The 14,081-nt window shown below is 64.8% G+C and carries 4 protein-coding genes; 2 read left to right on the forward strand and 2 right to left on the reverse strand.

All coding sequences use genetic code 11. From position 1 onward, the window contains the following. Window positions 1–20 precede the first annotated feature (20 nt). Both J6525_RS06540 and J6525_RS06545 read right to left on the reverse strand, forming a co-directional pair. Window positions 21–3,194, reverse strand: coding sequence for an efflux RND transporter permease subunit (locus J6525_RS06540; protein WP_225642972.1), 3,174 nt, complete (start codon window positions 3,192–3,194; stop codon window positions 21–23). Further along, the gene (locus J6525_RS06545; RefSeq protein WP_225643246.1) at window positions 3,191–4,408 is read right to left on the reverse strand and encodes an efflux RND transporter periplasmic adaptor subunit; all 1,218 of its coding nucleotides are present in this window, start codon (window positions 4,406–4,408) and stop codon (window positions 3,191–3,193) included. Before J6525_RS06545 ends, J6525_RS06540 begins: the two co-directional genes overlap by 4 nt. Before the next feature lie 832 nt (window positions 4,409–5,240). On the opposite strand from J6525_RS06545, the gene J6525_RS06550 reads away from it, so the two are divergent. Both J6525_RS06550 and J6525_RS06555 read left to right on the forward strand, forming a co-directional pair. Then, complete coding sequence (locus J6525_RS06550) at window positions 5,241–13,226, forward strand: cadherin domain-containing protein (protein ID WP_225642974.1); 7,986 nt, start codon at window positions 5,241–5,243, stop codon at window positions 13,224–13,226. A 338-nt stretch (window positions 13,227–13,564) separates the two neighbouring features. Continuing rightward, on the forward strand, window positions 13,565–14,065 hold the full coding sequence (locus J6525_RS06555; protein ID WP_092078974.1) for a phage tail protein: 501 nt from the start codon (window positions 13,565–13,567) through the stop codon (window positions 14,063–14,065). The last annotated feature ends 16 nt before the right edge of the window (window positions 14,066–14,081 follow it).

The following is a 14,081-nucleotide window of genomic DNA, read 5'->3' on the forward strand; positions in this document are numbered from 1 at the left end:
CGGAACGTTGGGTGCCGCCCTCACCCCGCCACGGTTGCCTTGGGCTCGGCCGGCTTGCCCTCGTTCTTTCCTTCCGCGAGGTTGCGCACCACCATGTAGAAGATCGGCGTGAAGACCAGGCCGAACAGGGTGACGCCGAGCATGCCGAAGAACACGGCAACGCCGACCGCCTGCCGCATCTCCGAGCCCGAACCGGTCGACACCACCAGCGGCAGCACGCCGAGGATGAAGGCGAACGAGGTCATCAGGATCGGCCGCAGACGGAGCCGGCAAGCCTCGATCACCGCGTCCAGCCGCGACCTCCCCTCGAGCTCGATGTCGCGTGCGAACTCGACGATCAGGATCGCGTTCTTGGCGGCCAGCCCCACCAGCACCACGAAGCCGATCTGGGTCAGGATGTTGACGTCCTGGCCCATCAGGCGCACGCCGATCGTGGCCGCGAACAGGCACATCGGCACGATCAGGATCACCGCGAACGGCAATGTCCAGCTGCCATATTGCGCGGCCAGCACCAGATAGACGAACAGCACGCAGATCGGGAACACGTAGAGGCCGGCATTGGCGCCGGTGACCTGCTGGTAGGACAGGTCGGTCCACTCGAACGAAAAGCCGCTCGGCAATGTCTGGTCGGCGAGCTGCTTGATGGTGTTGAGCGCCGTCGTCGAGCTCACGCCCGGTGCCGGCTCACCCTGCAGTTCCGACGCCGAATACAGATTGTAGCGCGCGACGCGGTCGGGTCCCGAGACGTCCTTGAAGTCCACGATGCTGCCGAGCATCACCATGTCGCCGGCGACGTTGCGGGTGCGCAGCCTTGCGAGATCGGGGCTGTCTTTCCGGAACGGCAGATCGGCCTGCGCGGTAACGTGATAAGTGCGGCCGAACAGGTTGAAGTCGTTGACATAGGTCGAACCAAAATAGGTCTGGATCGTGTCATTGATGTTGGCGATCGGCACCCCGAGCTTCTGCGCCTTGACGCGATCAATGTCGACGAACAGCTGCGGCGTGTTCGCGGTGAACGGCGAGAACACCGACGTGAGAGACGGCGATTTGCGCGCGGCTGTCACCAGTTCATCGGTCGCGGAAGCCAGCAGTTCGGGTCCGCGCCCCTGGCGATCCTGGACACGGATGGTGAAGCCACCACCGGTGCCGATACCGGGCACGGCCGGTGGCGGAATGACGATGATGAAGGCGCCCTGGATCACCGAGAGACGCTTGCGCAATTCGGCCGTGATCGCGTTCGCCGTCAGCCCCTTCTTCAGGCGCGCCTCCGGCTCGTCGAATACCGGGAACAGCGCCGCGGCGTTGCCCTGCTGCGTGCGCGTCGCGCCGGAGAAGCCGGCGAAAGCCGCGACGCGAACGATGCCCGGCGTATCCAGCGCGATCCGCTCGATCTCGCGCACCACAGCGGTGGTCCGGGCCAGCGAGGCGGCGCCCGGCAGTTGCGCCGAGATGATGACGTAGCCGCGATCCTGCGCCGGAATGAAGCCCTGCGAGGTGGTCGCTAGCAGCCAGCCGGCGCTGCCGATCAGTACGAGGTAGAGCGCAAGCATCACCACCGTATGCCGGATCACGAAGTCGGCCACCGATGCATAGCCGTGGGCGAGCCGGTCGAACACGCGATTGAACAGCGCGGTGAAGCTGTCCCAGCCGCGCGCGATGATGTTCCAGCGTGCCGGCGGGCGTTTCTCCTCATGCGGCACCAGGATCTGCGAGGCCAGCGCCGGCGACAGCGTCAGCGAGCAGAAGCAGGAGATCGCGGTCGCGACCGCGATCGTCACCGCAAATTGCTGGAAGAACTGCCCGGAAATGCCGCCGAGGAAGGCGGTCGGCACGAACACCGCGCACAGCACGAGCGCGATCGAGACCAGCGCGCCGCCGACCTCCTCCATGGTCTTGAGCGCAGCGTCGCGCCTGCTCATGCCGTGCTCGAGATGCCGCTCGACATTTTCGACCACCACGATGGCGTCGTCGACCACGATGCCGACCGCCAGCACGAGGCCGAACAGCGTCAGATTGTTGATCGAGAAGCCGAGCGCCGCCATCACCGCGAAGGTGCCGACCAGCGACACCGGGATCGCGATGATCGGGATGATCGCAGGCCGCCATCCCTGCAGGAACACCAGCACGACGATGACGACGAGCGCCATCGCCTCGTAGATCGTCTTGATCAGCTCGTGGACCGATTGGGCGATGAATTCGGTCGGGTTGTAGCCGATATTGTAGTCGAGCCCCTTCGGGAAACTCGCCTTCATCCGCTCCATCGTGTCGGAGATGCTCTTGGCGGTGGCGAGCGCGTTCGATCCGGGCCGTTGCGTCACCAGCAGCGCGACGGCGGATTTGCGCAGCAGGAAGCTGTTGGTGGCGTAGGACAGCGCGCCGAGCTCGACGCGGGCGACGTCGCGCAGACGTACCGTGCGGCCGTCGGAGCCGGCTTTCACCACGATGTCCTCGAACTGCCTGATGTCCTTGAGGCGGCCGGTGAAGACGAGGTTCGGCTGGAATGCGCGATCGGCGATCGGCGGCTCGGCGATCTGGCCGCCGGCGATCTGCAGGTTCTGCGCCCGGATCGCCGCCAGCACCTCGGTCGAGGTCAGGCCGAGATTGGCGATCCGGTCGGGATCGAGCCACAGCCGCATCGAGTAATCGCGCGCGCCGAACATCTGGATGTCGCCGACGCCGTCGAGCCGCAACAGCTGGTCGCGGACCTGCAGCAGCGCGTAGTTGGAGATGTAGAGCTGGTCGAACGTGTCGTCGGGCGACAGCATGAACACGACCATCAGGATGTCGGGCGAGTTCTTGCGCGTGGTCACGCCGTTGCGCTGCACCTCTTCGGGCAGCCGCGGCTGCGCGATCGCGACGCGGTTCTGCACCAGCACCTGGGCCTTGTCGAGGTCGGTGCCGAGCTTGAAGGTCGCGGTGATGGTGAGCTGGCCGTTCGACGTCGCCTGGCTGTAGAGATACAGCATGTCCTCGACGCCGTTGATCTCCTGCTCGATCGGCGCGGCGACGGTGTCGGACACGGTCTGCGCCGAGGCGCCCGGATATTGCGTGGTGACGACGACGGTCGGCGGCACCACTTGCGGATATTCCGAGACCGGCAGCGTCGGATAGGCGATCGCGCCGACGATCAGCAGCACGATCGACAGCACCATCGCGAGGATGGGCTGGTTGATGGAGAGCCTGCCGAGATTCATGGTTTGGCACCTGCGGCGGGCTTGTCAGCGGCCGCGGGCTTGTCGCCTGCCGCGGGCTTGGAATCCGCCGGAGCCTGCGCCATCTTTGGCGTCACCTTGGCGCCGACGCGGGCGCGCTGCAGGCCGTCGACGATCACGTGATCCTCCGCCTTGAGGCCTTCGCGGACGACGCGCAAGCCATCGTCGAGCGGCCCGAGCGTGACCGCTCTTGCTTCCACCGTGTTGTCGTCCTTGACCACGAACACGATCTTGCGCGACTGGTCGGTGGCAACAGCGCTGTCCGGGATCAACAGCGCCTCATAGGGCGAGGAGCCGATGATGCGGACGCGGCCGAACTGGCCGGGCAGGACCGACAGATCCTTGTTCGGAACGACCGCGCGGCTGCGCAAGGTCGCGGTCGAGACGTCGAGTCGATTGTCGAGGAAGTCCATCTTGCCCTCATGCGAGGGCTTGGTTTCGCCGGTCAACGCGATCTGCACCGGGTTCGCCGTGTCGCGCGAGCTCGGCCGCCTGCCTTCGAACCACAGCTTGCTGTTGCGCTGATAGGTCGCCTCGTCGACGTCGAAATAGATGTAGATCGGATCGAGCGACACGATCGAGGTCAGCAGCGTCGCGCCGCCCTCGCTGCCCTGCACCAGATTGCCCGGAGTCACCAGATGCCGGCTGACGCGGCCGGTGATCGGCGCCAGCACATGGGTGAATTCGACATTGAGCTGCGCGGCCTTCAGCGTGCCTTCGGCCTGGGTCTCGGCGGCGCGCGCCGCCTGCAATGCCTGACGGCGCTGGTCGACGACCTGCTCCGAGACCGCGCTGGTCTGCACGAGGTTCAGCCCGCGCTCGAGATCGCGCTTGGCAAGCTCCCCCTTGGCCCGCGCGTCAGCCAGCTGGCCTTCGGCCTGCAGCACGACAGCCTCGAACGGCCGCGGGTCGATGATGTAGAGCAGATCGCCGGCATGGACGATCGCACCATCCTTGAACTCGACGCTGTTGACGAAGCCGCCGACACGGGCGCGGACCTGAACCTCCTCGATCGCCTCGAAGCGGCCGGTGAACTCGTCCCAGTCGGTGACCGTGCGCTTGACCGGCTGCGCGACGGTCACGGGCGGCGGCGGAGGCGCGGCCTGCGATTGCGCGCTCTTGTTGTCGCAGCCGCCGAGCGCCAGCGCCGCCAGCAGCCCGATCGGCGCAAGGCCGAGCCAAGGCCTGAGCGACAGGCCGCGTGAGGCATGGCGGCGAAGCGAATGACGCTCGACGCCGGTCACCGGAGCCACACGCCCCGTTCTGTCAATCGAACTCAATTCCCTCTCCCCAAGGATCAGTGCAGGGCTACGAAAGTCGCAATTAAACTTGCGGTGATTCAACGCGGATGGACCACCGCAATGTCGCGGCAGCGGACGTCACAGATGTAGCCGCTCCCCAGTCTGTTCAAGATGGCCGCCGGATCAAGCAAATAGTTGCGCAATCTGAAAGCCTTACGACGTGATCGCGAAGCCGTGACGACAGGAAGGGACAGATTCACTGGCCTTTCGGGTGAGGAGAGATCACAGACGGCTTGTCGGGAATCAATCACAAGGCGAATCACTGACACATGTTCGTCACACAACGCCAATTCCGTCTGCGGCGCAGAAACTACCGGGGGTCGCACAAGATTAAAAATGGTCGAGTTCCCACACTCTACCTCCCGCTGCATGGCCGAATCGTGGTTAACGACGCGATGTCACGTGGACACACATTGACACTCGGAAGCATCGACAATACGGTCGTGGTTGCCAACCGGTAAATTTTCTTGGCCGCCGCGCTTTTCTCGAACATTCATTGGGCTTTTCTCGCGGCGTGAGTGAGTGGAAGCGATTACGTAATGGCAAGCGCATTTGAACTTGCTGATGTCGGGACTCCGCAACCGTCGCGGTGTCCGCATATTGCGAGCGGACCGGTGCGATCTCGGATCGCGAGTTGTCAACCTCAACGTGTGAACTGCTTCACACGTCATCGTCCCCAACAATTGTAGTTAGTTGATCGGCTTTCACGCCGATCGCAGGAGTGCTCATGACGACCATACCTGCCTATACAATCGGTGGTTTAACCCGCCCCGAGCTTCATCTCGATCCGAGTGGCAATATCATTCTGGATCCGGCCGCGCAGGCGTTCGTCAATACGTATGGTCTGCAATATCTTTACCTGGGCTGTCCTCCCGGCACGCCGTGGCCGCCGGTGCCCGGCTTCCTGTCACCTCCGACCGACGCCAATTCCGGCGCCAACACGGTCGTTGAGGGCGCCGCAGCCAATACATCGGTCGGCATCACCGCGCAATCCACCAGCCTGATCGGTCTTCCGGTCACCTATTCGCTGGTGTCCGATTCCTCGCATGGCGGCTTCAAGGTCGATCCGAATACCGGCGTGGTGTCGATTGCCGATCCATCCAAGGTCGATTTCGAGAGCTCCGGCGGCAGCTACGTCGTCTATGTGCAGGCCACCGACGGAATCTTCGTCTCGTCGCAAAGCTTCACGATCGCGGTCAGCAATGCGCCGCCCTCGACACCGACCGACGGCAACGCCACCGCCAACGCCGTCAACGAGGGCGCCGCGGTCAATACCTCGGTCGGCATTACCGCGTCGTCGGCCGACGTCAACGGCCCCGGGGTCACCTATTCGCTGACATCGGATTCCTCCAATGGCGGCTTCAAGATCGATCCCAACACCGGCATCGTCACCGTCGCCAATTCCACCAAGATCGACTTCGAGACCGCGCCGGGCCACGCCTACACCATCACGGTCCAGGCCAGCGACGGCCATGGCGGCGTCAGCTCGCAGAGCTTCACGATCAACGTCAACGACGTGGCGGTCAGCACCCCGGTCGACATTAATGCCGCCGCCAACAGCGTCGTCGAAGGCGCTGCCGTCAATACGCTGGTCGGCATCACCGCCTCCGCGGTCGATCCGAACGGCCCCGCAACCACCTATTCGCTGACCGGCGACACCTCCGGCGGCGGCTTCACCATCAATGCCACGACGGGTGTCGTCACCGTCGCCGATCCGAACAAGCTCGATTACGAGAGCGCGCCGGGCCACGCCTACACCATCACGGTGCAGGCGACGAGTGGCGCGACCACGACGACGCAAACCTTCACGATCGGCGTGACCGACGCCCCGCCGTCGGCTCCCACCGACTCTGACGCCGCGACCAACACAGTGGTCGAAGGCGCCGCCATCGGCACCGCCGTCGGCATCACCGCGCACGCCACCGACATCAATGGCGGCACCGTGACCTATTCGCTGGTCGGCGATGCCCACGGCCTCACCATCAACGCCGCGACCGGCGTCGTCACCGTCGCCGATCCCACCAAGGTCGATTTCGAAACCGCGCCCGGCCATGCCTACACGATCACCGCGCAGGCCAGCGACGGCACGCAGACCAGCACGCAGACCTTTACCGTCAACGTCACCGACGTTGCGCCGTCGGCCCCGGTCGACAGCAATGCTGCCGCGAATACCGTCGTCGAAGGCGCGGCCGTCGGCACCACGGTCGGCGTCACCGCATCCTCGACCGACATCAACGGCCCGGCGGTAACCTATTCGCTGACCGGCGACAGCTCCGGCGGCGGCTTCACCATCAACGCGACAACAGGCGTCATCACCGTCGCCGACCCGAGCAAGCTCGATTACGAAAGCGCGCCCGGCCACGCCTATACCGTTACCGCGCAGGCCAGCGACGGCACCCTTGCGACCTCGCAGACCTTCACCATCGCCGTCACCGAAGCCCCGCCCTCGACCCCGGTCGACAGCGACGCCAGCGCCAATGCGATCGCCGAAGGCGCCGCCAACGGCTCGACCGTCGGTGTCACGGCGTCGTCGATCGACGTCAACGGCCCGCCGGTGACCTATGCGCTGATCGGCGACACCTCCGGCGGCGGCTTCACCATCGACGCGACAACCGGCGTCATCACCGTCGCGGATAGCACCAAGCTCGATTACGAGAGCAGCGGTCCGACCCATTCCTACACCGTCACCGCGCAGGCCAGCGACGGCACGACGGCGAGCTCGCAAACCTTTACGATCGCCGTCACCGACGTCGCGCCGTCGACCCCGGTCGACTCCGACGCCGGCGCCAACACCGTCATTGAAGGCGCAGCCAACGGCTCGACCGTCGGCATCACCGCGTCGGCGACCGACATCAACGGTCCGGCCGTGACCTATTCGCTGATCGGCGACAGCTCCGGCGGCGGCTTCACCATCAATGCCGCAACCGGCGTCGTCACGGTCGCCGATTCGAGCAAGCTCGATTTCGAAAGCTCGGGCGGCAGCTACACCGTCACCGCGCAAGCCAGCGACGGCACGCTGGCGAGTTCGCAGACCTTCACCATCAACATCGCGGATGTTGCGCCATCGACTCCGGTCGACGGCGATGCCGCCGCCAACAGCGTTGTCGAAGGCGCGGCTGCCGGCACTGCGGTCGGCATCACCGCACACGCGACCGACGTCAACGGCCCGGCCGTGACCTGGTCGTTGATCGGCGACACCTCCGGCGGCGGCTTCACCATCGACCCGACGACCGGCGTCATCACCGTCGCCGACCCGACCAAGATCGATTATGAGAGCAGCGGCCCGACCCATTCCTACACGGTGACCGCGCAGGCCAGCGACGGCACGCTGGCGAGCTCGCAGAGCTTCACCATCGCCGTCAACGACGCCGCACCGTCGACCCCGGTCGATGCCGACGCCGGCACCAACTCGATCGCCGAAGGCGCGGCCAACGGCTCGACCGTCGGCATCACCGCGGCGGCAACCGACGTCAACGGCCCCGCCGTGACCTGGTCGCTGATCGGCGACACCTCCGGCGGTGGCTTCACCATCAATGCGACGACGGGCGTCATCACCGTCGCGGACAGCTCCAAGATCGATTACGAAAGCCCGGCCGGACACGCCTACACCGTCACCGCGCAGGCCAGCGACGGTTTGCTCACGAGTTCGCAGACCTTCACCATCGCCGTCACCGACGTCGCGCCGTCGACCCCGGTCGATGCCGACGCCGGCGCCAACCGCGTTGCGGTCAACGCGCCGGTCGGCGCGGGAACCAGCGTCACGGCATCCTCGACCGACCTCAACGGCCCCGCCGTGACCTATTCGCTGGTCGGCGACACTTCCGGCGGCGGCTTCACCATCGATGCGACCACCGGCAAGATCACGGTCGCCGATCCCAGCAAGATCAACATTGCCGACCCGTCCTATGACGTCACGGTCGATGCGAGCGACGGCACGCTGCATAGCCAGCAGACCTTCACCATCGCCGTCGTGGTCGACCAGGCGCCGGTCGTCACCGCCGGCCACACGCTGAACTACACCGAGAACCAGGCCGCGACCGTGATCGATTCGGCGATCACCGTCACCGACGGCGATGACGCCAATCTGGTGTCCGCGACGGTGCAGATCACCGGCAACTATGCCAGCGGCCAGGATGTCCTCGGCTTCACCAACCAGAACGGCATCACCGGCTCGTTCAATGCCGCGACCGGAACGCTGACGCTGACCGGCTCCTCCAGCGTCGCGAACTACCAGGCCGCGCTGGCGTCGGTGACTTACATCAACAGCAGCGACAATCCGTCCGGGCTGGCGCGCACCGTCACCATCACGACCAATGACGGCACGCTCGACAGTTCGCCGGTCACCGACACCATCAACGTCACCCCGGTCAACGACCCGCCCGTCGTCACCGCCGGTCATACCCTCAACTACACCGAGAACCAGGCCGCGACCGCGTTCGACCCGGCGATCATCGTGTCCGACGTCGACAACACTACGCTGACCGGCGCGACGGTGCAGATCACCGGCAACTACGCCAACGGTCAGGACGTCCTCGCCTTTACGTCCCAGAACGGCATCACCGGCTCGTTCAATGCGGGAACCGGCATGCTGACGCTGACAGGCACCGCCAGCGTCGCCGATTATCAGGCGGCGCTCGCCTCGGTGACCTATCAGAACACCAGCGACAACCCGTCGGGCCTGGCGCGCACCGTCACGATCATCGCAAACGACGGCACGGCGACCTCCACGCCGGTCACCGGCACCATCAACGTCACGCCGGTCAACGATCCGCCGGTCACGACCGCCGGCGGCACGCTCAACTACACCGAAAACCAGGCCGCGACCGTGATCGACGCGTCGGTCAACGTGACCGACGTCGACAGCGCCAATCTGACCGGCGCGACGGTGCAGATCACCGGCGGCTTCGCCGCCGGCCAGGACGTACTGGGCTTCGTCAACCAGAACGGCATCACCGGCTCGTACAATTCCGGGACCGGCGTGCTGACGCTGACCGGCTCCGCCAGCGTCGCCAACTACAAGGCTGCGCTCGATTCCATCACCTATTTCAACTCGAGCGACAACCCATCCGGGGCGGATCGCATCGTCAGCTTTACGGTCACCGACGGCACCGGCAGCAGCAACACCTCGACCTCGACCATCCACGTCACGCCGGTCAACGATGCGCCGGTCGTGAGCTTCGGTGCCATCACCGGCTTCTCCGAGCCGCCGAACGGCACGCCGGCAGCGAACTCGACGCCGGTCACGATCACGCCGAACCTGACGATCACGGACGCTGAAGGCAATAACCTGACTGATGCGACCTTCGTTCTGAACAATCTGAAGCCATCGGATGCGCTGTCGATCGCAGGCCACGCCGGCAACAGCGGCGATATCGGCGGCATCCACTTCGAGATCACCAGCACCGCCGGTACCGAAACGATCAGCTTCACCGGTACCGACACGCTTGCGCACTACAATGCGGCGCTGGACCTGATCCAGTTCAACAACACCAGCGAAAACCCCGACACCACCGCGCGCTCCTACAGCCTGACCGTGCACGATGACGGCGGTACCGCGAATGGCGGCAGCAACACCGGGACGGGATCGACGACGGGAAGCGTCACCGCGGTGGACGACGGACCCACCGCGTCGGTGCCGGCGGACAATTCGATCGGCACGGCATTCTCGCACACTGACTTCGCGATTTCAGGACTTTCGGTCGCCGACATCGATGCCGCCAGCGGCAATGTCACGGCGACGATTGCCTCAAGCCATGCGAACCTGACCTTCAATACCGCCGGGCTCGCCAGCTCCACCAACAACAGCAGCCACACGGTGACGCTGACCGGCACCGTCGCACAGGTCAACACCGCGCTGGCGACCTTGACATACAACAGCGACGACGGCTTCACCGGCTCGGATACCGTCACGCTGAACATCAACGACAACGGCAACACCGGCACCGGCGGGCCGCTCACGTCGGGCGCCCAGACCTTCCACGTCGGTGTCGTCCCGCAGGTGTTCTATATCGACAACTCGCCCACGGCGCTGGCTAACAGCGCCAATCTCGGCACCGCGGCCGATCCATACACCTCGATCGCCGCCTACAACGCGGCGAATCCGGCGGGCTCGGGCGACTATGTCGTGCTGAGGTCCGGCACCTATACCGAGGCCAACGGCATCAACCTCGCCAATGGCGTCAACCTGGTCGGCGGCAGTCACTCCCTGACGTTCACCAATCCGGTGACCGGCGCTGTGGTGACCGCGAACACCGCGACCGGCACCGATCCGGTCATCAAGGTGACCGGCGCCGACAACGGCATCGACCTGCTCGGCACCTCGGGCCACAGCATTAGCGGCGTCAGCATCGATACCTCGGCCTCGACCGGCATGGGCATCAGCGACGACAACAACAATGTCGGCACCGTCACGATGTCCGACATCACGGTCAAGACTGCCAGCGGCACCGGCATGAGCTTCACCCATGGCGGCACCATCACGCTGACCGGCACCAACAACTCCATCACGTCGGGCACCGGCACCGCGCTCGATGTCGAGAACACCCAGATCGGCTCGTCCAACCTCATCCTCAAGAGCATCACCTCGAGCGGCGGGTCCAACAACGGCATCATCCTGTCGAATACCGGCACGGCCGCCGGCAATGGCGGCCTGCACATCACCGGCGACGGTTCGACGGCGGGCAGCGGCGGCACCATCGCCAACAAGACCGGCGCCGACGGCAGCACCACGCAGGGCAGCGGCGTCTATCTGAACAACACCAAGGACGTTCAGCTCTCCTACCTGGCGATGCACGACTTCCAGAACTACGGCATCGTCGGCACCAGCGTCACCGGATTTGCCCTCGGCAACACCACAGTGACCGGCACCAACGGCACCAACGTCGGCGGCATCGGCGAGGGCGACGTCTACTTCACTGGCCTGTCCGGCACGGCGTCGATAACGAATTCGACCTTCACGGGCGCGGCGCTCGATGCGTTCCACGTCTTCAACAACAGCGGTCAGACACTCAACCGTATCACCATCACCGGCTCGACCTTCGCGACCAATTCTGCGGCCGGAAACAGCTCGGGCGATGCCCTGGTGTTCCAGGCCACCGACGGAACATTCAACGCGACCGTCCAGAATTCGACATTCACGTCGGCGCGCGGCGACCTGTTCCAGCTCGATCTGCACGGCGGCGTCAGCTCGGACCTCGTGCTGAACGGAAACAGTTTCTCGAACAACAACCAGAATATCGTCTCGGGCGGCGGCGGCATCACCATCAGCTCCGGCGGGACCGGCGACCACGCCAACCTGACCTTCAACATCGCCAACAATACCATGCGTGATGCCCTCGGCACCGCGCTCGGCATCAGCACGGGATCAGGAGCAAGCTCGTTCAACGGCACGATCGATTCCAACACGATCGGCGTCGCCGGCATCGCCAACAGCGGCTCCGCCCAGGGCAGCGACATCGGCTTCGTCACGATGGGCGGGGCCAATTCCAGCGTCACGATCACCAACAATCATCTGTATCAGTACAACAACGACGGAATCGAACTGCAGACCGGTGACGCTGCGAACGGCGGCAACGCCCTATTGACCGCGATCGTGATGGGCAACACGGTGTCCAACCCGGGTGCGTTCGGCGCTCATGGCTTCGAACTTAATGCCGGCACGGTCGCGGGCGATGCGCAGAGCGTCTCGCTGACGCTGGGCGGCACCGGCGCCCAGGAAAATCAGTTCCTCGGTTCGGGCGCGACCGGCACCGATATCCGGCTGCGCGATCGGTTTGCCACGACCGTCGGCCTGCACTCAGGCGACGGCTCGTCCTATGGCGGCGGCGCGACCGATACCGCCGCGATCTCGAGCTACGTCCTGGCGCACAATACGGTCACCACGGCGCCGACCATCAGCGTCACAGCGGGCAGCACCAACGGCTTCGGCTCGTCGCCGCTGCTCGCCGCCGATGGCGGCGTGCAGGCCGCCGTCGCGACCCCGGGTGAAACCCACCTGACGCAAAGCCAGCTCGACTCGGTCGTCTCGGCGGCCATTACCCAATGGGCAAAGGCTGGCGTGGACGCGGATCAACTGGCCGCGCTGCATGCCGTCACCTTCAGCGTCGCTGATCTCGCCGGCCAGGTGGTCGGCCTGGAAAGCGCCGGCCACATTACGATCGATGCCGATGCCGCCGGCCATGGCTGGTTCGTCGATTCGACACCGTTTGACAATTTTGAGTTCACCCACGCGCTCAATGCTTCCGGCTCCGATCTGCAGACCGATTCGTCGACGGCCGCAGCCGGTCATCTCGATCTATTGACCGCCGTGGTCCATGAGTTGGGACACGTGCTCGGCCTCCCCGACCTGACGTCGTCATCCGATGTCAACGACCTGATGTATATCAGTCTCGCCGACGGCGAGCGGCGGCTCCCAACCGCCGCGGATGTCACGCAGGCCAACGTGGGATCGGCGAAGGCGATGCCCATGCAGAGCAACACATCCTCGACTCTGAACCGCGACGGCTTCGACTTCTCGTCGTTCACCCAGACGCCGTCGCAGGCCAGCACGAGCCACGCGGACCTGGCCGCGAACACCCAGATCTGGTCCGATCTGTTCAGCGGGCACGCCAATGCCGGCACCCCATGGTGGGTCGGCCATGAGGCGACGTTCGCCGCCATGGGCGGCACGCCGACCGACAACCACGCCCAGTTGCACCATGACCTGATCGTCTGACCGGGCACCGTATCGACTACACAACGCCTGCCGAAGCGTTCCGGCAGGCGTTGCCTCAGATGGATGGGATCCGCGCTTCCGTCGACCCGGCAAACTTCAATCGCCTCATGATGTCCGCTTGGACATGTCCGATTCGTGACAACGGTCCCGTCAGCGGCGATACCATCTCGTCGCGAACTGCGAATGGCTCGCGCGGCCGCGGAATCGAAAAAATCGCGGAAACCCGACAATCGTTGAGGTTGCACTAGTCGTAAAACACGCTATCGTGCAGACGTTGCACACGCAGCATCATTGCTTCGAATTTTTCACAAATCGTACGACGTATTCGCGGAGGACCGATGGCCGATCCGTTTCTTTCCGAAGTCCGCATGATGTCGTTCAGCTTTGCGCCCAAGGGTTGGGCATTTTGCAACGGCCAACTGCTTCCCATCGCTCAGAATCAGGCACTGTTCTCGTTGCTAGGTACGACCTATGGCGGGGATGGGCGCGTCACTTTTGGCCTGCCCGACCTTCGAGGCCGGGTGCCGATCAGTATGGGCCCCGGCTATACGCTCGGCCAACGCGGCGGCGAGGAGAGCCACACGCTCACGATCAACGAGATGGCGCAGCACAATCATTTGGCCAACGCCACCAACAGCAACGGTAGCCAGCCGCTCGATTCGGGGGCCTATCTCGGTGCCTTCAACAACGGCTACAGCACGTCGACGACCGACATCACCCCGCTCAATCCGTTGACCGTGGGCAATGCCGGCGGCAGCCAGGCCCATCAGAACATGCAACCGTTCCTGACGATCAATTTCAGCATTGCCCTCCAGGGCATTTTCCCCTCGCAGAATTGACGAGAAGCGCCGATGT

Origin of the sequence: Bradyrhizobium australafricanum, assembly GCF_020329495.1 — a bacterium.
Classification (GTDB): Bacteria; Pseudomonadota; Alphaproteobacteria; order Rhizobiales; family Xanthobacteraceae; genus Bradyrhizobium; species Bradyrhizobium australafricanum.

Excerpts from the sequence above, each read along its gene's own strand:
- J6525_RS06540 (WP_225642972.1), bottom strand. The coding sequence starts at position 3,194 with ATGAATCTCGGCAGGCTCTCCATCAACCAGCCCATCCTCGCGATGGTG.
- J6525_RS06550 (WP_225642974.1), top strand. The coding sequence starts at position 5,241 with ATGACGACCATACCTGCCTATACAATCGGTGGTTTAACCCGCCCCGAG.
- J6525_RS06555 (WP_092078974.1), top strand. The coding sequence starts at position 13,565 with ATGGCCGATCCGTTTCTTTCCGAAGTCCGCATGATGTCGTTCAGCTTT.